Raw genomic sequence first — 21,493 nt, 5'->3', positions numbered from 1 at the left:
CGCGATAGGTTCGACCCATGCCCGTTGACCCCAGGACCCCGGTGCTGATCGGCTACGGCCAGGTCAACTACCGCGACGACCCAGACCCCAGCGGACCCTCCATCGAGCCGGTCGACCTGATGGTCACCGCCACCCGGCACGCTGCGGATGCCCGGGTGATCGAGGCGGTCGACTCCATCCGGGCGGTGCACATGCTGTCGGCGCACTACCGCAACCCCGGACAGCTGCTCGGCGAACGCCTGGGGCTGGCCAACTTCGCCGCCAGCTACAGCAGGGTCGGCGGCAACACCCCGCAATCGCTGGTCAACCAGGCCTGTCTGGACATCCAGAAGGGCCGCGCCGGCGTCGTGCTGATCTCGGCCGCCGAAACCTGGCGCACCCGCACCGCGCTGAAGAAGCAGGGCCACCGGCTGGTGTGGACCGAGCAGGACAATTCGGTGCCGATGCCCGAAATCGCCGGCGACGACGTGCCGATGGTCGGTGACGGCGAGGTCAGGATCAAGCTGGACCGGCCCGCCTACGTGTACCCGCTGTTCGAACAGGCACTGCGGATCGCCAACGGCGAGTCGGTGGCCGAGCACGGCAAGCGGGTCAGCGAGCTGTGGGCGCGGTTCAGCGCCGTCGCGGCCGGCAACCCGCATGCGTGGATCCGCCGGCCCCACTCCGCCGAGGAGATCCGGCAGCCCAGCCCGCAGAACCGGATGATCAGCTGGCCCTACACCAAGCTGATGAACTCCAACAACATGGTCGACCAGGGCGCTGCGCTCATCCTGACCTCGGTCGAGCAAGCCACGAAGCTGCAGGTCCCCGCCGAACGTTGGGTGTACCCACTGGCCGGCACGGACGCCCACGACACCTCGGCGATTGCCGAACGCGGCGAACTGCACCGCTCCCCGGCGATCCGGATCGGCGGACGCAGGGCGCTGGAGCTGGCCGGTCTGGACATCGACGACGTCGACTACGTGGACCTCTACTCGTGCTTTCCGTCCGCCGTCCAGGTCGCGGCCGCCGAACTGGGCCTGGCCACCGACGATCCGGCCCGCCCGCTGACCGTCACCGGCGGGCTGACCTTCGCCGGCGGACCGTGGAGCAACTACGTCACGCACTCCATCGCCACGATGGCCGAACTGCTCACCGCCAACCCGGGCCGGCGGGGCCTGATCACCGCGAACGGCGGCTACCTCACCAAGCACAGTTTCGGCGTCTACAGCACCGAGCCGGGCGATGGTGAATTTCTGTGGGAGGACGTGCAAGCGGCGGTGGATTCCGAACCCACCACGGTCGGCCTGGTGGAGTGGGAAGGGACCGGGACCGTCGAAGCGTGGACGACGCCGTTCGATCGGGACGGACAGCCGGAGAAGGCGTTCGTGGCCGTCCGCACGCCGGACGGCGCCCGCGTCCTTGCGGTGATCACCGATCCCGCTGCCGCGGCCGACACGGTGCGCGACGACATCGCCGGCGCCAAGGTCGCCGTTGCCGCCGACGGCACCGCGCAACTGTAGTAACCGGCCGGGTCACGGTACAGACTCAATAGTGCGCAAGCCGGGCCGGCGTGCTTATTGTCGTGTGCATACCCCGGGGAGGTGACGCCACGTGCACGTGCTGCTGACCGACGCCGCAGGCACCGTCGGGCGGCTGGTCGCACGCCAGCTGATCGCGGCCGGACACACGGTCAGCGGCATCGCCCCCTACTCGCACGACTGCCTGGATCCCGGCGTCGACTTCGTCTGCGCGCCGCTGCGTGACCCGGTTCTGCTGCGGTTGGCCGCCGACGCCGACGTCGTGATCCATCTGGCCCCGGTCGATACCAGCGCACCGGGTGGGGAGGGCGTCACCGGCGTCGCGCACGTGGCCAACGCGGCCGCACGCGCGGGGTCCCGGCTGCTGTTCGTGTCGCAGGCTGCCGGGCGCCAGGACCTGTATGGACCCGCCGAGACCTTGGTGTCCACCGGCTGGGCGCCGAGCGTGGTCATCCGCATCGCACCGCTGCTGGGCCGCCAGCTCGACTGGATGGCCTGCCGCACTGTCGCCACGTTGATGCGCGGCAAGGTGTCCGCGCGGCCCATCCGGGTATTGCACGTCGACGACCTGGTTCGCTTTCTCGTCGGCGCGGTCGGCACCGACCGATCCGGTGCCGTCGACCTGGCCACCCCGGACACCATCAACTTGATCACCGCCTGGCGGGTGCTGCGATCTGTCGACCCGCGGTTGCGCCTGCACGGCGTGCGCGGCTGGGACAATCTGGTCCCGGATCTGGATATCACGGCGGCACAAGAAATTTGGAATTTCCAGTATGGCTGGCTGGCGTTGGACGCCGTGGTGGATACGGGCCGCGGCCTGGTGGGCCGCAAGCTCGATCCCCAGGGGGCGATCAGTGGATCCGGACAGCTCCCGCTACCGGTGGAGACGCGGCCGCATCTGGTCCCGGCCGACGAGTCGTTGCGCAGCGTTGCTCCCGACGGGCTCGAGGGGGAGTTCGACGACCGGGTCGACCCCCGGTTTCCGGTCTTCAGCACGGCCAGCCTTGACGACGCGCTCCCGGGGCCGCTGACTCCGATCACCCTGGATGTCCAGTGCAGCGGCCTGCGCGCTGCCGGTCAGGCGATGGGACGGGTGCTGGCGCTGGGCGACGTGGTTGCCCAGGAGTGGGCCAGCAGAGCCATCGCCGTCTTCGGCCACCGGCCCTACGTGGGGGTCTCGGCCAATATCGTCGCGGCCGCCCAGCTGCCGGGGTGGGACGAACACGCCGTGGCCCGCTGCACCCTCGGCTCCGAGCCGCCGGCCGATGAGTTGTTGCCGTTCGGACGGCCGGAACTGACCGGCGGTCCGCGGGGATCGGTCGCCAAGGCGGTCGTAACGGCGCGGTCGCTGGCGTTGTTGCGGCACCTGCGCGCCGACACTCAGGCGTATGTGGCCGCCGCCACCAAAGAGCATCTCGGCGGCGAGGAGCTGACCGCCCTGCCGGACGCCGCACTGGAAGTCCGGATTCGGCTCTTGCGAGACCGCATTCACCAAGGTTGGATACTGACCGCCTTGTGGGTCATCGACTCGGGGATCACCGCGGCGACGCTGGAGCACACCCGCGCGGCATCCGGCATTTCTGGCGTCGGCGTGATCATGGAAAGCGGGCGCGTCGCGGCTGAGACCAAGGCCCTCGCGGCGTTGTTGCGTGCCGACCCGCCGTTGTGCGCGCTGGCCGCCGACGGCAACGTAGGGAGCATCCGCGCCCTGTCGCCGGCCGCCGCCGCCGCCCTCGACGCTGCGGTCGCCGCTCTGGGGCACCGTGGCCGCGGGGAAGCCGAACTGGCCAGCCCGACTTTCGGCGACGACCCGGGACTGCTGCTTTCGCTGGCCGCCAAGGCCGCTGCGGAACCCGAAGCCCCGTCGATCCCCGCATCGCTGGCGCATCGACTGGCCGACAGCGCCCGCAATTCGCGGGAACTGGCCCACGACACCACCATCCGGTTCACTCACGAGTTTCGAATGACATTGCGCGAGTTGGGAGCCCGTCGAGTAGCGACGGACGTGATCGACAGCGTGGACGACGTGTACTACCTGCTGTGCGACGAACTCGTGGCCATGCCCGTCGACGCCCGGCTGCGAATCAAGCGTCGGCGCGCCGAGCGGGAACGCCTGCAAGCGCAGCATCCGCCCGACATCATCGACCGCGCCTGGAATCGGGCAGACTGACGACGCGGGCACGATCGCGGCCCTAACTCCCGTGACCCAGCATCTCCCGTAGCGACAGGGCATTACGCACCGCGTGCCCACCCAGGTCGTTGTTGAAGTACATCCACACGTCGCGGCCCTCGCTGACCCACTCGGTGATGCGATCGGCCCAGCCGCGCAGCTCGTCAGGTGGGTAGGAACCGGTGTACAGGGCGTCCTGGCCGGGGCCGTGCATCCGGATATACACCAGGTCGGTGGTGGCGCAGGGGATGCATGCCAGTCCGGCACCGCTCATCACGACGTAGGCGGCTCGGTGCCGTTCCAGCAGTGCGAAGACGGCGGGGTCCTGCCACGACGGATGCCTGAGCTCGACGGCCGTCCGGATGGACGGCGGCATGCTCCGCAGAAACGAATCGAGCCGGGCGTCGTCGCGTTGCTGGTCTGGATGCAACTGCACCAGCAACACTCCGTGCCGGTCGCCCAGCGCCTGCCAGCAGCGTTCGAACCGCTCGATCCACGGTTCGGGCGAGGCGAGCCTGCGGTAGTGGGTCAGACCGCGATGCGCCTTCACCGACATGGTGAATCCGTCCGGCACCTGGTCCCGCCATCCGGCGAAGGTCGCGTCCTTGGGCCAGCGATAGAAGCTGGCATTGAGTTCGACGGTGTCGAAGACCTCCACGTAGCGACGCAACCGCCGAGCGGATGGGAGGCCCGCCGGGTAGAGCACGTCCGCCCAGTGGTCATAGGACCACCCGGAGGTGCCGATCCGTGCCGTCATCGACCCGTCAACCGGTTACCCACCGGCGCACCTCGTCGTCGAGGGAGGCGCGCACCAGCGCCGCGGCCAGTCGCGCATTGGTACGCGGCGCGAAGACTGACAGCTTGGCCGGATCGGCGGGAAGTTTGAGCAACTTGGCGGCGTCCAGACATCTTGCACTTCGGGCCCCTTGGGCCGGGTTCTGATCGCTGCGGCGGGCGATTTCGCGCAGGTCGCCGCCGAACTCCGGGACGGCCCTCGGCGTGCGCAGGCCGGCTTTGAAGAGTTCCTTCGCGGCGCTCGAACCGATCGCGGCGTCGATCGGTTTGCTGGCCACCATACACAGCACAAGCAGTTGAAACAGCCGCATCGCCTTGTCGTCGAGACGGATGCCGGCCTGCTCCGAGTAGGTGGTGCCCGCCACCTTGAGCAGCCGCCGTACCCGCTGCTCTGAGGCATCCACACGGTCGGCGTACCCGCACCGCGGCGGGCCAAACGGATGCGGTCAGGTGGGCGGCAGGCTGCGCGCGTAGCTAATCCCACGGGTGACCCAATTCTGCAGTTGGCGTTTGGTTTTCACCCCGTAGGGAGCAACGCGCAGCCGACCAGGAAAGCCAATCACCGAACATCTGCCCTTCGTCTGTCGGCTGGGCTGCCAACAGCTCGGCGAATCCGGTTCGCGAGGTCGGTGTCGTATGCCACCGCCCGTCAGTCCAGATCCACTCGAATGGTCGACAGGTCGGTGCCCATCAAGCGCACCCCGACACCGCGAAGCCCTGGCACCCGGTGGCCGAGCCGGCGCTCGAGCCTCATGTAGCTGATTGTGCGGCGGGGACCCCCACGGCGCGCAGCACCCATTGCGGCGGGACGCTGAATGACAGCGACCGGCTTGGAATGGTGGTCAGCACGGCTTCGGGAATCGAGGTCTTGTACGTCAGCGACAGCCGCCCGGCAAACGCGGGGTCGACCTGGCTGACGTCGACGTCCAGCGAAAGGCCGTCGCGGGAAAAGTCCGCCCGGACCGGGCCCTGGCTCGGCGCACCCCAGCGAACATCGATCGCCCGCCCGGCGCGCCGGGGCACCGTCGACAGTGTGCCCACCACCCGTTGCGAGGTGATCACCAGTGCGCCGGCATAGCTGCGGATGTTGCCCTGGGAAACCGTGCCGGGCACCGAGCCGCTGAAGCGAAATGTGACGGGAACGAATTCTGCCAGGTGGATGACGTTTTCGATCTCGACCGCGGCCCGCAGGTCCGCGGGCAGCTTGCCGATTCCGAGCATCTTGCGAAGGAACACAGCCATTGGTGCACCATAATGCCTGTCTGAGCGAAGTCGCCCGCAACGAGAACAGCCGCCCCGGGTTAGGGGGCGGCTGCCTCATTGCGGTTTTAGGCGCGGCGTCTAGCCGACACTGCCGCCGCCACCGGCCTGGCCCTGGGCCCCGCCGACGGGTGTGACCACCTGGAAACCGGTATCCGTCTGGACGCCCCACTGACCGAGGTCAGGGTTGAACACGACCGGAAGCGTCACATTGGTATTGGGCAACGTATAGGTTGCCGGGAATCCGTAACGGACGGGGTCGTTGTACTGCCCGGGAGGCGGGAATCCGTTTTGCCCGGGAGGCAGCGGACTGCCCGGCCCGTAGCAGTTGGCGCCGGGCCCGATGCAACCGGCCGGCAAGCCCGGCACCTGTCCCTGTCCCTGTCCGGGAACGTTCGGGCCCGGAATGTTCGGACCCGGAATGTTCGGACCAGGAATGTTCGGACCCGGAATGTTCGGGCCGGGGTCGGCTTGCGCCAGACCAGCGCCGATCCCGAATGCCGCGGACCCTAGGCCGGCCGCCATCGCGGCGGCGGCTGCGAACTTATTGAGCTTCATGTGAACTCCTTGTCGAGCAGTGAAACTGCCACGCAGGCAGCGCAACAGCATTGACGTGTTGTTCAGTTGTTCCCGAGTCCCGCGATTTGGGCTCATCGGGATGGGGTTTCGCCCCTCACTCTCAGTTACCCGGGCCCAGGAAGGCGAAAACGTATTCATCCCGATTAATTTTCAGGAATCTCCCAGGCAGTCGACAACCAACTGACAGACTTCGCGGGCAATTGCGCGTTGCCCGGCGGTCTCAGGCCGCTAACGTGGCCGCCGGCGCGGTCGGCTGCAACGCGTGGGCGATGATGTCGGCGACGTCGGTCATCGGCCGCACGTCGAGCGCATCGAGCACCTCGGCCGGCACATCTTCCAGGTCGGGTTCGTTGCGGGCCGGGATGAAGACGGTCGACAGCCCGGCACGTTGAGCGGCAAGCAGCTTCTGCTTGACCCCACCGATGGGCAGCACCCGCCCGTTCAGCGTGACCTCTCCGGTCATGCCCACATCCGAGCGGACCTGCCGGCCGGTGGCCATCGAGACCAGCGCTGTCACCATCGTCACCCCGGCGGACGGACCGTCTTTGGGCACCGCGCCGGCCGGGACGTGCACATGGATGCGGCGGTCCAGCAGTGTGGGGTCCAGGCCCAACGCGTCGGCGTGCGAGCGTACGTAGGAGAGCGCGATCTGCGCCGACTCCTTCATCACGTCGCCCAATTGGCCCGTCAACTGCAACCCGGGTTCGCCGTCGGTGGCTCCGGCTTCGATGTACAGCACGTCACCGCCCAAGCCGGTGACGGCCAGCCCGGTGGCCACGCCGGGTACCGCCGTGCGTTCGGCCGATTCCGGCGTGAAGCGCGGGCGCCCGAGGTAGCCGACCAGATCCGGCTCGTCGACAACCAGTGGGGTACCGGTCCCGTCCGGCCTGGACGCGAGCTGGGTCGTCACCTTGCGCAGCGCCTTGGCCAGCAGCCGTTCGAACTGCCGAACCCCGGGCTCGCGGGTGTAGTCCGCCGCTATCGTGCGCAGCGCGGCATCGGTCACCGTGACCTCGTCGTCGTTGAGCGCGGCGCGCTCCCGCTGCCGGGGCAGCAGGTAGTCGCGGGCGATGGCGACCTTGTCGTCCTCGGTGTAGCCGTCGATCTGCACCAGCTCCATGCGGTCCAGCAGCGCCGACGGGATGTTCTCGATCACGTTGGCTGTTGCCAGGAACACCACGTCGGACAGGTCGAGGTCCAGATCCAGGTAGTGGTCGCGGAAGGTGTGGTTCTGCGCGGGGTCGAGCACCTCGAGCAGCGCCGCACTGGGGTCACCCCGGTAGTCGGAGCCGACCTTGTCGATTTCGTCCAGCAGCACAACGGGATTCATCGAACCCGCCTCGCCGATTGCCCGGACGATACGGCCCGGCAGCGCACCCACGTAGGTGCGCCGGTGCCCGCGGATCTCGGCCTCGTCGCGCACGCCACCGAGGGCGACGCGGACGAACTTGCGGCCCAGCGCGCGGGCCACGCTCTCGCCCAGCGAGGTCTTGCCAACACCGGGCGGACCAGCCAACACCATCACGGCGCCGGACCCGCGGCCGCCGACCGAATGCAGCCCCCGCTGGGCACGGCGCGTGCGTACCGCCAGGTATTCGACGATGCGGTCCTTGACGTCGTCCAGGCCGTGGTGGTCGGCGTCCAGGATGGCCCGCGCGCCGGCCAGGTCGGTCGAGTCCTGGGTCCGGACATTCCAGGGCAGGTCCAGCACCGTGTCCAGCCAGGTGCGGATCCAGCCGCTTTCCGGGCTCTGGTCGCTGGCCCGTTCCAGCTTGCCGACCTCGCGCAGCGCGGCCTCGCGCACCTTCTCGGGCAACTCGGCAGCCTCGACAAGGGACCGGTAATTCTCGGAAGACCCTGTCGCGTCGTCCGTTTCGCCCAGCTCTTTGCGGATGGCCGCCAGTTGCTGGCGCAGCAGGAACTCCTTCTGCGTCTTCTCCATGCCTTCCCGCACGTCTTCGGCGATCTTGTCGTTGACCTCGGTCTCGGCCAGGTGTTCGCCGGTCCACTCGATCAGCACCCGCAGCCGGGCGGCGACATCCACGGTCTCGAGCAGTTGCCGCTTCTGCACATCGCTGAGATACGAGGCGTAGCCGGACGTGTCGGCCAGCGCCGAGGGGTCGGTCAGGCTGTTGACGTAGTCGACGATTTGCCAGGCCTCCCGCCGCTGCAGGATGGCCAACAGTACCTTCTTGTACTCCGCTGCCAGCGCCCTGATCTCGTCGGTCACCTCTGTCTCGGCGACCTCGGCGACCTCGACCCACAGCGCGGCACCGGGGCCCGCGGCGCCCGCGCCGATCTGCGCACGGGTCTCACCGCGCACGACGGCCGCGCTGCCGCCCCCCGGCATGCGACCGACCTGCAAGATCTTCGCGATCACGCCGTGCGACGGATAGCGGTCGTCGAGTCGGGGTGCGATCAGCAACTGCCCGGATTCACTGGCCCGCGCGGCGTCGATTGCCGCTCGGGCAGCGTCGTCCAGTGCGATCGGCACGACCATGCCGGGCAACACGATGGTGTCGGTGACGAACAGCACGGGAACCGATTTGGCTTCAGCCATCAATCCTCCAAAGTTGAGTCTGCTTCGCTAAACCCAGCTGGGAGGTGATTTGTTCCCCGCGACGGCTCAGGCGCCGACCAGCGATGCGAGCGCCTTGACGAATCGGTCGCGGTCCACTCCCACGGGCGCGCCGAAGAACTGCTCGGCCAGGTGGTAGCCGACAATCGACATCATCACCGCGGTCGCGACCGCCTCGGCGTCCCGTCCCGGGATCTCGCCGGCGTTCATGCGGGCCCGGAGGTCCTCCGCGTCGACGCGCGCGCCGCCCTCGGCCAGGACCTCCTGGATGCGTTCGACGTCCGGCAGCGTGGGGCCCTCGCGCACCAGCAGCGCGATCAATGGCCGCATCGCGACGAGGGAATCCAGAGCGTGGCCGTATTCCGCTGCCAGGTCGGTCCCCGCGACCAAACAGGACCGCCTGGCCTCGGCGCGTTCGAGCTCGCGCGCCACGACGGCGGCCAGAACGTCGCGCTTCGAGCGGAAGTGGCGGTAGAAGCTCCCGCTGCCCGGCGAGAGCCCGGCGGCCTTCTCCAGATCGGTCACCGCAACGGCGTCGACGCCGCGCCTGACGAACTGCGACAGGGCCGCATCGAGGATCCGCGTCCGAGTGTCTCGCGCCATGGTTGCAAGATACTTCTTGCACCAGTAAGAAGGTTCTTGCATAATCGGTCGAGTGGCACTGACGCTTCCCGCCCGGCCCGCTCTCGATCCGAAAATCCTCGAGTCCGCGGCCCGCGACGTCGCTCCCACCGGTCCAATCACCTTCCTCGTCGGCGAAGACGCGGTCACCTACGGCGTCGACGGGCCGACGATTCGCATGGAGCAGGGCCGGGGCGCTGGCGACAGCGCGGCCGTCGTGCGTCTTTCCCGGCAGGCCTGGGACGACATGGCCGGCCAGATCCGCACGGTCATCAACCTGTTGCTGAGCGACGAACTCGCCTTCGAGCGGGGAGGATTCGAGCAGCTGGCCGACTGGGATCCGATCCTGCGCTACCTGCACGCCGGCATTCCGCCGTACCACCCGGCGCGGGCTGACTTCGAGGGACGCGACCCGTTGGCCGCCTTCACCCACGATGCGGACGATGCCGAGCTTGCTGCACAGCTGCGGACAATGGGCTACCTGCACGTCAAAGGGGTCTTCGGCCCCGAGGAAATGGAGGCCGCCAACCACGAGGTCGACCGCCTCGCGGCGGCCGCGCGTCCCGGGGACGACCAGTCGTGGTGGGTCACCGCCGAGGACGGCGGCAGCGTCCTGTGCCGTTTGGTCTATGCGACGCTGCGCTCACCGGTTCTGGCGGCCCTCGAGGGCGACCCGAGAGTGCACAGGCTGGGTACCCTGCTCGACCCCGCGCTGCGCACGGCGCCCGACCGGATGGAGAGCGGCACGGTGCTGATCAAGGTGCCGGGAAGCACCAGCGGGCTGTCCAACATTCCCTGGCACCAGGACTGCGGTCTGGGCGGGCACGCCGTCCTGTGCCCCTCGGTCAGCGTCGGGATTCAGCTCACCGGCTCGGATGCCTCAACCGGCAATCTGCGGGTGGTTCCCGGCAGCCACGGCCAAGCGATCCATTACGGGTGGCAGCAGCGGCTCCCGGACGTGCCGGTGGTGAGCATCGATACGGCACCCGGTGATGTCACCGTCCACGTGCAGGACCTGATGCACGCCTCACCCCGGCCGACCGGCGCCGGCGGTCGCCGGACCATGTACGTCACGCACTATCCGCCGCAGCTGTGGCGGCACATCGGGCCGGGCCAGGCCTACAACGACCTGGTGCGCAACCGGACCGAGCAGCTCGCGCGGATGCAGTAGCGCTACTGCCCGGGCACCAGACGCCGCAGCTGCGTCACGTGCTTGGGCGACAGCTCCTCGAGGCACGTCACACCCAGCAGTCGCATGGTCCGGATCACACCTTCGGACAGGACATCGATCGCGCGGGTGACGCCCGACTGGCCACCGGCCATCAGGCCGTAGAGGTAAGCCCGCCCGACCAGCGTGCAGCGCGCGCCCAGGGCGATCGCCGCGACGATGTCGGCGCCGGACATGATGCCGGTGTCCATCAGGATCTCGGTGTCTGTGCCCAGCTCCCGGGCCACCGTGGGCAGCAGATGAAACGGCACCGGCGCCCGATCAAGTTGGCGGCCTCCGTGGTTGGACAACACCATCCCGTCCACGCCGCGGTCCACCACGGCGCGCGCGTCGTCGAGCGTCTGAATTCCTTTGACGACAAGCTTGCCCGGCCACTTGGACTTGATCCAGGCCAGATCGTCGAAGGTGACACTGGGGTCGAACATGGTATTCAGGTACTCACCCACGGTGCCCGACCAGCGATCAAGGGACGAGAACGACAACGGTTCGGTGGTCAGCAGGTCGAACCACCAGTGCGGGTGCGGGACCGCGTCGAGCACGGTGCGCAAGGTCAGGGCCGGCGGGATCGACATGCCGTTGCGGACGTCGCGCAGCCGGGCCCCGGCGACCGGTACGTCCACCGTCACCAGCATGGTGTCGAAACCCGCGTCAGCCGCACGCTGCACCAACTCCATCGACCGGTCGCGATCTCGCCACATGTACAGCTGAAACCATTTGCGGCCCTGCGGGACAGCGGTCGCCAGATCTTCGACCGCGGTGGTACCCAGCGTGGACAGCGAGAACGGGATGCCGGCGGAGGCAGCGGCGCGCGCACCGGCGATCTCGCCCTCGGTGTGCATCAAGCGGGTGAAACCGGTCGGCGCGATCGCGAACGGAAGCGCGACCGGGCCACCGAGGACGTCCCAACCGGCCGTCACGTTGGTGACGTCACGCAGGATGGTCGGGTGAAATTCTATGTCGCGGAACGCTTGTCGAGCCCGCGCGAGGGACAGTTCGTCCTCGGCGGCGCCGTCGGTGTAGTCGAAAGCCGCCTTCGGCGTGCGCCGCTTGGCGATACGGCGCAAGTCCTCGATGGTCAGGGCGGCATCGAGGCGGCGGGCGGTGCGGTCGAACTGCGGCCCCTTGAACTGCAGCAGCGGGGCGAGGTCTCGAATTCTGGGCACCTGCCGTTTCACTGCCATCAGTTCATCTAACCAGTGTGCGACCGTGGAGAGATGGCAGATTTGCAGCGCTTTGTTCAGGCGCACTCCCGGGTCTACGACAGCGTGCTAGACGAACTGCGGGCCGGACGCAAACGCAGCCACTGGATGTGGTTCGTCTTCCCCCAACTGCGCGGGCTGGGCAGCAGTCCGACCGCGCAGCACTACGGGATCGCCTCGCTCGAGGAGGCCCGCGCGTACCTGGACCACTCGGTGCTGGGGCCGCGGTTGCGCGAGTGCGTCGCACTGGTCAACGAGATCCAAGGCCGCTCCGCCGAGCAGATTTTCGGCTGGCCCGACGACCTCAAGCTGCGTTCGTCGGTGACCCTGTTCGCCCGCGCCACCGACGACAACCACGATTTCCTGGCGCTGCTCGACAAGTATTACGGCGGGGAGCATGATCCGCTGACGCTGGAGCGGCTCAGCTAGGCCGCAGGATCCGCCAGCCGTGCGGTTCGATCTCCACCCTGTCGACGACCTCTTCGGGCGGCGCCGACGAACCGGCGATCAGCCGGGCACGTGTGGTGCCGAGTTCCGGCAGCGACAGCCGGAGCGGCTCGTCGTCGATGTTGAGCGCGACCAGCAGCGCGTCCCGGCCGCTGCGGGTTTCATAGACATAGTGCTTGTTCTGCAGGCGAACGGCGCTGGTGGTCGCCCTGTGCAACCAGGGGTGACGGCGGCGCAGCCCGACCAGGTACCGGTACGAAGCCCAGACATCGGCCCCGGATTCGTCCAGATGCATTGGGGGAGAGGGGAATTCGGGACGCACCGCATCGTCGCCGCCGTAGCGTTCTTCCTTGAAGCCGCGGAAACCGAACTCGTCACCGGCGTAGACGCTGGGCACCCCGCCGATCGTCAGCAGAATCACCAGTGCGTGGGCCGGATGAGCGGGATCCTCGAGACGGCTGGCGATCCGCGTGACGTCGTGATTGCCGATGAACGTCTGCGGTACAAAGGTTTCCAGGAACGCGTTGTGCCGCTGCAACGCCCAGTCCAGCTCGAAGAAATTGCCGTCGTTGAGGCTGCTCCAGATCGCTTTCCACAACTCGTACTGGGTCGCCGAGTCGAACCGCGCTTCACTCACGACCGCCGCGTAGTCGCCGTGAATCAGTTCGCCGACGAACCACGCGTCAGCGTGACGGTCACGGACCCTGGGCAGCACCTCGGCCCAGAATCGCGGTGGCACAGTGTAAGCCGCATCGAGCCGCCAACCATCGGCGCCCCGGTCCAACCAGTGCGCCATCACCTCGACGACATAGTCGGCCACCTCTGGGTCGCCGTGGTTGAGAGCGATCAGCTCCGAGTGGCCCTCGAAGGTGTCGCCGGTAAACCAATGCGACCAGTGTTCCGATCCGGACTCGCCATAGCGGGGGAAGTCCACGCCCACGTGATTGAAGACACCGTCCAGCAGCACGCGCAGGCCCCGCCCGCGCGCCTGTTCGACCAGATAATCGAAGTCGGCGTCGTCACCGAGGCGCCGATCGATCCGAAAGTGATCGGTGGTGTCGTAACCGTGGGTGCGGGATTCGAAGATCGGTCCCAGCGCGACGCCGGAGGCGCCCAGCGCTATGGCGTGGGCGAACCAGTCGACGAGCCGGCGCAACCGGTGTTCCCCCGGGCCCGGCGGGCTTTCGGAAGGAAAGGCCCCGACGAAGCCCAGGGGATACACCTGCCACCAGATCGCGTGTTCGATCCAGGCGGGCCCGGTCGTACTCAGCCGACCGCCGCCAGCGTCTGGGCCACGCTGATTGCCTGTGCCACACCGGAAACGATAGCCGCAACCTTGAGCGCCTCCAGGATGGCCTCGCGGCTCACTCCGGATTCACGCAGTGTGTGCTCGTGGGCCGCCACGCAGTGACCGCACCCGTTGATCGACGACACCGCGAAGCTCCACAGCTCGAAGTGCGCTTTGTCCACGCCGGGATTGGCGATGATGTTCATCCGCAATCCGGCGCGCAGGTCGTCGTAGGCGCCTGCCAGGAAGCCCCGACCACGGTAGAACACGTTGTTCATCCCCATGATCGACGCGGCGCCCAGCGCTGCGTTGTAGGCCTGCTCCGAGAGGATGTCCGCTGCTTCGGCGCCGATCTCGCCCAGCACCTCAGCGCTGCGGGTCGCCGCGGCGCAGGCCAGCAGGGTGCCCCACAACTGCTCTTCGTTCAGCGCGGTGGTGCGGGTGATCGAGCCCAGGTTCAGCTTGAGGTCCTTGGCGTACTCGGGCAGGGCGGCTTTGAGGTTTTCGACGGTCATCGTTTTCTCCTGTCGGCCGGATCAGGCCGAAGCCTTGAGCAGTTCACCGGCGTCGATCGTCGGGTCGCCCTTGCGCCAGTTGCACGCGCACAGCTCGTCGGACTGCAGGGCGTCCAGCACCCGCAGCACCTCGTCGACATTGCGCCCCACGGAACCGGCGGTCGCAGAGACGAATTGGATCTCGTTGTTCGGATCCACGATGAAGGTGACGCGGTCGGCGACCCCGTCGGCATTGAGCACCCCGGTGGCCTGCGACAGTTCGCGCTTGATATCCGACAGCATGGGGAACGGCAGCTTCTTCAGATCCTCGTGTTGCGCCCGCCACTGAAAGTGCACGAACTCACTGTCGATCGAGACGCCGAGCACCTGCGCGTCGCGGTCCTCGAATTCCTCGTTGAGCTTGCCGAAGGCGGCGATCTCGGTGGGGCAGACGAAGGTGAAGTCCTTCGGCCAGAAGAACACCACCCGCCACTTGCCGGGATGGTCGTCGCTGGAGATGGTAGTGAAGTAGTCGCCCGGCTGCTGGGCGTCGACCTGGGACAGGTCACCGCCGATCAGTGCGGTCAGCTGATAGGCCGGGAACTGTTCGCCGATCGTCAACAGAGACATAGTGCTCCTTATCTGGATTTATTCAAGATTAGCTGCGTCCGCCACCATGTTGCCCCGTGCCAGCCATGAAGTAAAGGTGATTTGTCGCACTACACTGATAGGTATGCCCGATAAGAGTTTCCAACCAACGCTGGCCGGCCTGCGAGCCTTCGTCGCGGTGGCACAGAAACAGCATTTCGGCAGCGCTGCAACGAATCTCGGCGTCAGCCAGTCGACCTTATCGCAGGCGCTGGCGACGCTGGAAACCGGGCTCGGCACCAATCTCGTCGAGCGTTCCACCCGCCGAGTCCGCATAACGACCGAAGGCGAGACACTGCTACCGCTGGCTCGCGCCGTGGTCGAAGCGGCGGAGGCTTTCACCAGTGCCGCCGCCGGGGCCCGCGATCCGCTGGCCGGCACGATCCGGCTGGGATTGATCCCCACCGTCGCGCCCTACGTGCTGCCCGCCGTGCTGTCCGGGCTGCCGGATCGTCTGCCGGCGCTGACCGTGCGGGTCGTCGAGGACAAGACCGAGCGGCTGTTGAGCATGCTGCGCAATGGCGCGCTGGACGCCGCACTGATCGCACTGCCCACCGATTCGCGGGGCCTGAGCGCCATCGCGATGTATGAGGAGGATTTCCTGCTGGCACTGCCGCCGGGACATCCGCTGTCGGGAAAGCAGCGATTGCCCGCCGCGGCACTGGCGGCCCTGCCCCTGCTCTTGCTGGATGAGGGGCACTGCCTGCGGGACCAGGCACTGGACGCCTGCCGGGAGGCCGGGGTGCGCGCCGAACCGGCGGACACCAGGGCGGCGTCCCTGGCGACCGCGGTGCAGTGCGTGGCCGGGGGATTGGGCGTGACCCTGATCCCGGAGACGGCCGTCGCAGTCGAAACCGCGCGCAGCCGGGTCGGCCTGGCCCGGTTCGCCACCCCGCGCCCGCACCGCAACATCGGTCTGGTGTTTCGTTCTTCGTCCGGCCGCGACGAGTCCTACCGCCGACTGGCCGGGATCATCACCGAGCTGATCACCGACAGGGGTTAGGTTCAGCGCCATGGAGAAAGTGATCGTTGCACTGCGGCGGGCCGAGTCCGACGACGAGTGGTGTGCCCGGCTGCGAGGCCCGGTGGCCACCGAACTGTCGGCGCTGGGCCTGCCCGGTCTGACGGTCAACGTCCGCGACAGCCCGGTCCGCGACTCGCTGATGACGCTGACGACGCTGGACCCGCCGGTCGCCGCGTTGGTGAGCGTGTGGACCCAGCAGTGCTACGGCGAACAGATGACGGCGGCGCTCCGGCTGTTGGCCGCCGAATGCGACCAGCTCGCCGCCTACCTGGTCACCGAGTCGGTCCCAATGCCTGGTCCTGAGCCTGAATTAGGTTCCCGCACAACGGGTTTGGCCAATATCGCGCTGCTGCGCCGACCGGCGGACCTGGACCAGGCGAGCTGGCTGGATCGGTGGCAGCTCGACCACACCCCGGTGGCCATCGAGACGCAGTCCACCTTCGGTTACACGCAGAACTGGGTGGTCCGCACCCTCACCCCGCATGCCCCGGGAATCTCGGCCATCGTCGAAGAGTTGTTCCCGATGGAAGCGGTGACCGACTTAAAAGCCTTCTTCGGCGCCGCCGACGACGATGACTTGCAGCATCGGGTGGGTCGGATGGTGGCCAGCACTTCCGCCTTCGGCGCCAACCAGAATGTCGACACCGTGCCAACCAGCCGCTATGTAATCCGGACACCGTTTTCGGCAGGAGTGAGGAAGCGCAGATGACGACACTCGACGATGCGGTGGCGCTGGCAGCGTCCGAAAGCGGGCTTGCGGTGATCTCCACGGTCCGCGCCGACTGCACCGTGCAGGCATCCCTGGTGAATGTCGGCCTGCTGCCGCACCCGGCCGGGGGACAGCCCGTCCTGGGCTTCACCACCTACGGCAAGGTCAAACTCGCCAACCTGCGGGCGCGGCCGCAGCTGGCCGTCACGTTCCGCAACGGCTGGCAATGGGCCACGGTCGAAGGCCGTGCGGAGTTGGCCGGCCCCGACGACGCCCAGCTTTGGCTGTCCGGGCCGGACCAGTTGCGGCTGCTGCTGCGCGACGTCTTCACCGCGGCCGGTGGCACCCACGACGATTGGGACGAATACGACCGGGTGATGGCGCGGGATCGGCGCGCAGCGGTGCTGATCGAGCCGATCCGCGTCTACAGCAACGGATAGGCTGCAGCGGTGACGCTGCTGATCGATGACGAGAACCGGGTCCGCACTCTCACCTTGAATCGGCCCGAAGCACTCAACGCTTTCAACGAAGCGCTGTACGACGCCACCGCGCAAGCACTGCTGGACGCCGCCGAGGACCCCGAGGTCGCCGTCGTCCTGCTGACCGGCGCGGGCCGCGCCTTCAGCGCCGGCACCGACCTCGCCGACATGCAGGCCATGATCAGCGACCCCGACTTCAAGCCCGGCACATTCGGTTTCCGCGGACTCATCGATGCGCTCAGCGCCTTCCCCAAGCCGCTGATCTGCGCCGTCAACGGCATCGGGCTGGGCATCGGCACCACCATCCTCGGCTACGCCGACCTGGCCTTCATGTCGACCACCGCCCGGCTGAAGTGCCCGTTCACCAGTTTGGGGGTGGCTCCCGAAGCGGCGTCGTCGTACCTGTTGCCCCAACTGGTCGGGCGACAGAACGCGGCCTGGCTGCTGATGTCCTCGGAATGGATCGACGCCGGAGAAGCATTGCGAATGGGACTCGTGTGGCGGGTGTGCGAGCCCGGCGAGCTACTACCGGAGGCCCGCCGCCATGCCGACATCCTTGCCGCACGGCCGATTTCGAGCCTGATGGCGGTCAAGCACACGATGGTCGAGCCGGTCCGCCCGGAGATCGCGGCTGCGACGGCGCGAGAGAACGCGCACTTCGCCGAGCTGATGGGGGCGCAGGCCAATGCCGCGGCGTTGGCGGAGTTCGGCGGCCGGCGTCGCTAACCGGAAGACGCGGCCTGCAGCTGCGCCTGATCGACGCGGGCCGCGGAAATGATCGCCCGCAGCGTGCGACGGCAACGCCCACAATCGCCCCCCGCTCCACAGAGGGCAGCGACTTCTTTCGAGGTGGAGGCGCCTCGCGCCACAGCATCACACACCGTCTGGTTGGTGGCTCCGACGCACAGGCAGACATACATCAGCAGACCCCACCCGCATTCGCAGGGGGCACGTACCGTGTCGTCATATTAGTGGAGTCTAACCTAAGTCGCTTAGTAGAGTCTAACCTAAGTAAAAACGGGTGATCACGATTGCGCCTCGGGGTGACGCGCCGACGGCGCAGTTAAGCGTGGGCTCACCCGGCATGGCTGCACTACATTGAAACCGGCACCTAACCGTGCAGCTTCACCCGCACGGCGCGCTCCAGCCCAGCCCGCCGGCGGATCGACTGACAGCCGTCACACCGTAGGAGTGATCATGCAAGGCGATCCTGACGTATTACGCCTTCTCAACGAGCAACTGACCAGCGAACTCACCGCCATCAACCAGTATTTCCTGCACGCGAAAATGCAGGAGAACTGGGGTTTCACCGAGCTCGCGCGGCACACCCGTGCCGAGTCGTTCGACGAAATGCGGCACGCCGAGCAGATCACCGACCGCATTCTGCTGCTCGACGGTCTACCGAACTACCAGCGCATCGGCTCCCTGCGCGTGGGGCAAACGCTGCGCGAGCAATTCGAAAGCGATATCGCGATCGAGATCGAGGTCTTGAATCGGCTAAAACCCGGCATCGTCATGTGTCGCGAAAAGCAAGACAGCACCAGTGCTCAGCTGCTAGAAAAAATTGTCGCCGATGAGGAACTCCACCTCGACTACTTGCAGACCCAACTGGAACTGATGGACAAACTCGGAGAGGCGCTGTACTCGGCGCAGTGCGTCTCCCGGCCGCCAACTTAATCCGGGGCCACCCGCGCGGGCTCCGAGATACGGGAGCTCATCATGCAGAGCCCGACCGCACCGGCGAACACGTCCGCCGGTACCCAGTCCCCGTGCACATCCATCAGTCCGGTACGCCGCAACGTCATCTTCTCGGCGCTGATGTTCGCCGTGTTGGTCGCTGCGATGGACCAGACCATCGTGGTGCCCGCATTGCCGAGCATCGTCGAAGACGTGGGCGACGCCGCTCACCAGTCGTGGGTCGTCGCAGCCTACTTCCTCGGCGGACTCGTCGTTGTCCCGGTAGCGGGCAAGCTCGGTGACCTGCTGGGCCGCAAACAGGTGCTGGGAAGCTCTGTTGCGCTCTTCCTGGCCGGCTCGGTGCTGTGTGCGTCTGCGGACTCCATGACCATGCTGTCAATATGCCGCGCGCTGCAGGGCATCGGAGCCGGCGCGATCTCGGTCACCGCCGCCGCGCTGGTCGGTGAGGTTTTCCCGGTCCGCGACCGGGGCCGCTATCAGGGCATTCTGGGCGCGGTGTTCGGCGTGACCACCGTGGCCGGGCCGCTGTTCGGTGGCCTTTTCACCGACTACCTGAACTGGCGGTGGTCGTTCTGGATCAACGTGCCGCTCTCGATAGCCGTCCTCGCGGTCACTGCCACCGCCATCCCCGCGTTACCGCGCCGCCCCAAGCCGGCCATCGACTATCTCGGGATACTGCTGATTGCGCTGGCCATGACCGCGTTGATCATGGCCACGAGTTGGGGCGGGACGACCTACGCCTGGGGCTCGGGGCAGATCATCGGGCTGTTCACCGGCGCTGCCGCCACACTGGCCGTCTTCGTGTGGGTGGAGACCCGGGCCGCAGCGGGCATCCTGCCGCCTCGGCTGTTTCGCAGCCCGGTTTTCGCCGTGTGCGCCGTCTTGTCGTTGCTCGTCGGTTTCGCCATGCTCGGCGCCCTGACCTTCGTGCCCATGTATCTGCGCTATGTCAACGGCGTCTCGGCCACGGCGTCGGGTCTGCGGACGCTGCCCATGGTGCTGGGCCTGCTGACCACCTCGTTGGCAGCGGGCATTCTGGTCGGCCGAACGGGCAGATACAAGATCTTCCCGCTGGCAGGAACCGCGCTGATGGCCGTCGGATTTCTGCTGATGGCACGCATGGACGAGTCGACGCCGTGGCCGGTGCAGGCGTTCTACCTGGTCGTGCTGGGAGCCGGCATCGGCTTCTCCATGCAGGTGCTGATCCTGATAGTGCAGAACACCTCGCGGTTCGAAGACCTCGGCGTGGCCACCTCGGGTGTGACCTTCTTCCGCGTTGCCGGCGGCTCATTCGGCGCCGCGATCTTCGGCGCGCTGTTCGCGAACTTCTTGAGTAGGCGAATCGGTTCGGCATTGGCGGCCGGCGGTGTACCCGCCGATGCCGCGAATTCTCCAACCGCTCTGCACCGTCTCCCGCAGGAGGTCGCCGCTCCCATAGTCCGGGCTTATGCCGGGTCGCTGGGTGAGGTGTTTCTCTGCGCCGCGTTCGTCGCCCTGGCCGGATTCGTCTTCGCGCTGTTTCTGAGTGAGTCCCCGCTCAACGATATTCACGACAGCCCGGGCTGCCTCGGTGACGGGTTCGCCGTACCCAGAACCAAATCACCCGAGGATGTCCTGGAAATTGCGGTGGGCCACCTGCTCGCCGAGGCGCCGAAGGTGCGATTGGACGATCTCGCCAAGCAACCGGGTTGTGAGCTCGACGTGGCCGGATTGTGGGGGGTACTGCGCATCTGCCAATACGAGCGGTTCTTCGAGACGGCACTGCTCACCGATATCGCCAAGCACCTGCACGTACCCCCACAGGTCCTCGAGCCCGTCTTCGACCGCCTGGTCCAGACCGGATACGCAAGCCGCGACGGCGACCGGCTTTCGCTCACCCCGGCCGGCCAGCGCCAAGTCGACTCCCTCGGTGCGCTGATCCGCCGGTGGTTGACCGACCACCTCGCCATCTCCGCGGAATTCGCCGATCAGCCCGGCCACGAGGAGTTCAACGCCGCTCTACAGCGCGTCACCGATGGTGTCCTGGTGCAGCGCGACTGGTACCAAGACCTCGATGAGCTGGCGGAGCCGCGCGCGCTGGCCGGTTGAATCGGCGGAGGGCGGTTACTCACACAGCTGATCAGCCGCCCGAACCGCAGCGGCCAGCCGCCGGAATCCGCGCGACGGCTAAGCGCCGAGAGCGCCGGCTGAGTCTGCGCCGCACGCCGGTGGCCCGGGCGTACCATCTCGCCATGAGCCGAATCGGAACTTTCGCTGACGACGACGTGGCCGGCTGGGTGTTGAAATCCCCTGAACTCGGTGGCGCGATGGCCAACTTCAGCCGGGCTGTGTACACCAGCAACCGGCTGCCGTTGCGCACCCGCGAGATCGCGCGCGCGGTGATCGCCGACAACAACGAATGCATCGTGTGCGCCAACACCCGTGACGCCGACGGGCCGGCCGCCGGCGTCGACGAAGAGCTCTACGACCACGCGACCGAGTGGCGGACCTGGCCGGGATACAGCGAGCAGGAACGGCTGGCCGCAGAGTTCGCGCACCGCTTCTCCACCGACCACACCGCGCTGCGCGACGACGAGGACTTCTGGAACCGGGCCGCTGAACACTTCTCCGACGAGTTGCTGGCCGATCTGGCGATCTCGTGCGCGTTATGGGTGGGCATGGGGCGAGTGCTGCGCACCCTGGACATCGGTCAGGCGTGCAAGCTGACCTTGCCAAGCCGGGCCTGACCGCGACGAGGCGGCAGGCTCAGGCCGGGA

22 protein-coding genes are annotated in these 21,493 nt (G+C 67.4%); 11 read left to right on the top strand and 11 right to left on the bottom strand.

The window, feature by feature from the left end:
* Window positions 1-17: 17 nt before the first annotated feature.
* Both AC5Y7D_RS22295 and AC5Y7D_RS22290 read left to right on the top strand, forming a co-directional pair.
* Entirely contained in the window at window positions 18-1,502 is a 1,485-nt protein-coding gene (locus tag AC5Y7D_RS22295) for an acetyl-CoA acetyltransferase (protein ID WP_499927775.1), read from the top strand.
* Between the two features lie 91 nt (window positions 1,503-1,593).
* Complete coding sequence (locus AC5Y7D_RS22290) at window positions 1,594-3,690, top strand: Rossmann-fold NAD(P)-binding domain-containing protein (protein WP_499927773.1); 2,097 nt, start codon at window positions 1,594-1,596, stop codon at window positions 3,688-3,690.
* 22 nt (window positions 3,691-3,712) lie between these two features.
* On the opposite strand, the gene AC5Y7D_RS22285 is transcribed toward AC5Y7D_RS22290, so the two are convergent.
* The 6 genes from AC5Y7D_RS22285 to AC5Y7D_RS22260 form a co-directional block, all read right to left on the bottom strand.
* Window positions 3,713-4,447: a DUF72 domain-containing protein gene (locus AC5Y7D_RS22285; RefSeq protein WP_499927770.1), complete on the bottom strand. Its 735-nt coding sequence runs from the start codon at window positions 4,445-4,447 to the stop codon at window positions 3,713-3,715.
* A 7-nt stretch (window positions 4,448-4,454) separates the two neighbouring features.
* Window positions 4,455-4,889 carry a hypothetical protein gene (locus AC5Y7D_RS22280; RefSeq protein ID WP_499927769.1) on the bottom strand — a complete coding sequence of 145 codons (435 nt, stop codon included), beginning with the start codon at window positions 4,887-4,889 and terminating at the stop codon, window positions 4,455-4,457.
* Between the two features lie 346 nt (window positions 4,890-5,235).
* Window positions 5,236-5,727, bottom strand: a complete 492-nt coding sequence (locus AC5Y7D_RS22275; protein WP_499927767.1) for a hypothetical protein — start codon at window positions 5,725-5,727, stop codon at window positions 5,236-5,238.
* A gap of 99 nt (window positions 5,728-5,826) precedes the next feature.
* Window positions 5,827-6,303 (bottom strand): hypothetical protein, encoded by a 477-nt coding sequence (locus AC5Y7D_RS22270; protein ID WP_499927765.1) that lies wholly within the window; start codon window positions 6,301-6,303, stop codon window positions 5,827-5,829.
* Between the two features lie 241 nt (window positions 6,304-6,544).
* Window positions 6,545-8,884, bottom strand: coding sequence for an endopeptidase La (gene lon, locus AC5Y7D_RS22265; protein ID WP_499927763.1), 2,340 nt, complete (start codon window positions 8,882-8,884; stop codon window positions 6,545-6,547).
* A gap of 66 nt (window positions 8,885-8,950) precedes the next feature.
* Window positions 8,951-9,505: a TetR/AcrR family transcriptional regulator gene (locus AC5Y7D_RS22260; protein WP_499927761.1), complete on the bottom strand. Its 555-nt coding sequence runs from the start codon at window positions 9,503-9,505 to the stop codon at window positions 8,951-8,953.
* 52 nt (window positions 9,506-9,557) lie between these two features.
* On the opposite strand from AC5Y7D_RS22260, the gene AC5Y7D_RS22255 reads away from it, so the two are divergent.
* A complete protein-coding gene (locus tag AC5Y7D_RS22255) occupies window positions 9,558-10,694 on the top strand; it encodes a phytanoyl-CoA dioxygenase family protein (RefSeq protein ID WP_499927759.1) in 1,137 nt (378 codons plus the stop codon).
* 2 nt (window positions 10,695-10,696) lie between these two features.
* On the opposite strand, the gene AC5Y7D_RS22250 is transcribed toward AC5Y7D_RS22255, so the two are convergent.
* Window positions 10,697-11,932 carry an alpha-hydroxy acid oxidase gene (locus AC5Y7D_RS22250; protein ID WP_499927757.1) on the bottom strand — a complete coding sequence of 412 codons (1,236 nt, stop codon included), beginning with the start codon at window positions 11,930-11,932 and terminating at the stop codon, window positions 10,697-10,699.
* A 33-nt stretch (window positions 11,933-11,965) separates the two neighbouring features.
* Here AC5Y7D_RS22250 and AC5Y7D_RS22245 point away from each other — a divergent pair, with 33 nt between their 5' ends.
* A complete protein-coding gene (locus AC5Y7D_RS22245) occupies window positions 11,966-12,379 on the top strand; it encodes a DUF1810 domain-containing protein (protein ID WP_499927755.1) in 414 nt (137 codons plus the stop codon).
* Here the strand turns inward: AC5Y7D_RS22245 and AC5Y7D_RS22240 are convergent.
* The 3 genes from AC5Y7D_RS22240 to AC5Y7D_RS22230 are packed head-to-tail and all read right to left on the bottom strand — an operon-like array spanning window position 12,372 to window position 14,809.
* The gene (locus AC5Y7D_RS22240; RefSeq protein WP_499927804.1) at window positions 12,372-13,667 is read right to left on the bottom strand and encodes an alpha-amylase family glycosyl hydrolase; all 1,296 of its coding nucleotides are present in this window, start codon (window positions 13,665-13,667) and stop codon (window positions 12,372-12,374) included. The two genes, AC5Y7D_RS22245 and AC5Y7D_RS22240, sit on opposite strands and share 8 nt — an antisense overlap.
* A complete protein-coding gene (gene ahpD / locus AC5Y7D_RS22235) occupies window positions 13,664-14,200 on the bottom strand; it encodes an alkylhydroperoxidase, AhpD family (protein WP_499927753.1) in 537 nt (178 codons plus the stop codon). Before ahpD ends, AC5Y7D_RS22240 begins: the two co-directional genes overlap by 4 nt.
* Window positions 14,201-14,221: 21 nt before the next feature.
* Window positions 14,222-14,809: a peroxiredoxin gene (locus AC5Y7D_RS22230; RefSeq protein ID WP_499927751.1), complete on the bottom strand. Its 588-nt coding sequence runs from the start codon at window positions 14,807-14,809 to the stop codon at window positions 14,222-14,224.
* Between the two features lie 103 nt (window positions 14,810-14,912).
* On the opposite strand from AC5Y7D_RS22230, the gene AC5Y7D_RS22225 reads away from it, so the two are divergent.
* The 4 genes from AC5Y7D_RS22225 to AC5Y7D_RS22210 are packed head-to-tail and all read left to right on the top strand — an operon-like array spanning window position 14,913 to window position 17,765.
* Complete coding sequence (locus AC5Y7D_RS22225) at window positions 14,913-15,830, top strand: hydrogen peroxide-inducible genes activator (protein WP_499927750.1); 918 nt, start codon at window positions 14,913-14,915, stop codon at window positions 15,828-15,830.
* A 10-nt stretch (window positions 15,831-15,840) separates the two neighbouring features.
* Window positions 15,841-16,560, top strand: coding sequence for an EthD domain-containing protein (locus AC5Y7D_RS22220; protein WP_499927748.1), 720 nt, complete (start codon window positions 15,841-15,843; stop codon window positions 16,558-16,560).
* A complete protein-coding gene (locus tag AC5Y7D_RS22215) occupies window positions 16,557-17,000 on the top strand; it encodes a TIGR03618 family F420-dependent PPOX class oxidoreductase (protein ID WP_499927746.1) in 444 nt (147 codons plus the stop codon). The genes AC5Y7D_RS22220 and AC5Y7D_RS22215 overlap by 4 nt, the downstream gene beginning before the upstream one ends.
* Window positions 17,001-17,009: 9 nt before the next feature.
* Window positions 17,010-17,765 carry an enoyl-CoA hydratase/isomerase family protein gene (locus tag AC5Y7D_RS22210; RefSeq protein WP_499927745.1) on the top strand — a complete coding sequence of 252 codons (756 nt, stop codon included), beginning with the start codon at window positions 17,010-17,012 and terminating at the stop codon, window positions 17,763-17,765.
* Here AC5Y7D_RS22210 and AC5Y7D_RS22205 read toward each other — a convergent pair.
* Window positions 17,762-17,959 (bottom strand): (2Fe-2S)-binding protein, encoded by a 198-nt coding sequence (locus tag AC5Y7D_RS22205; RefSeq protein ID WP_499927742.1) that lies wholly within the window; start codon window positions 17,957-17,959, stop codon window positions 17,762-17,764. The two genes, AC5Y7D_RS22210 and AC5Y7D_RS22205, sit on opposite strands and share 4 nt — an antisense overlap.
* 277 nt (window positions 17,960-18,236) lie before the next feature.
* On the opposite strand from AC5Y7D_RS22205, the gene bfr reads away from it, so the two are divergent.
* The 3 genes from bfr (at window position 18,237) to AC5Y7D_RS22190 (ending at window position 21,463) form a co-directional block, all read left to right on the top strand.
* Entirely contained in the window at window positions 18,237-18,716 is a 480-nt protein-coding gene (bfr, locus tag AC5Y7D_RS22200) for a bacterioferritin (protein WP_499927741.1), read from the top strand.
* A gap of 42 nt (window positions 18,717-18,758) precedes the next feature.
* Complete coding sequence (locus tag AC5Y7D_RS22195; RefSeq protein WP_499927739.1) at window positions 18,759-20,825, top strand: MFS transporter; 2,067 nt, start codon at window positions 18,759-18,761, stop codon at window positions 20,823-20,825.
* Between the two features lie 143 nt (window positions 20,826-20,968).
* Window positions 20,969-21,463, top strand: a complete 495-nt coding sequence (locus AC5Y7D_RS22190) for a carboxymuconolactone decarboxylase family protein (RefSeq protein ID WP_499927737.1) — start codon at window positions 20,969-20,971, stop codon at window positions 21,461-21,463.
* Window positions 21,464-21,493: the final 30 nt, after the last annotated feature.

This window comes from Mycobacterium sp. NGS49 (genome assembly GCF_059812565.1).
This window is presented reverse-complemented; position numbering and strand designations above follow the sequence as displayed.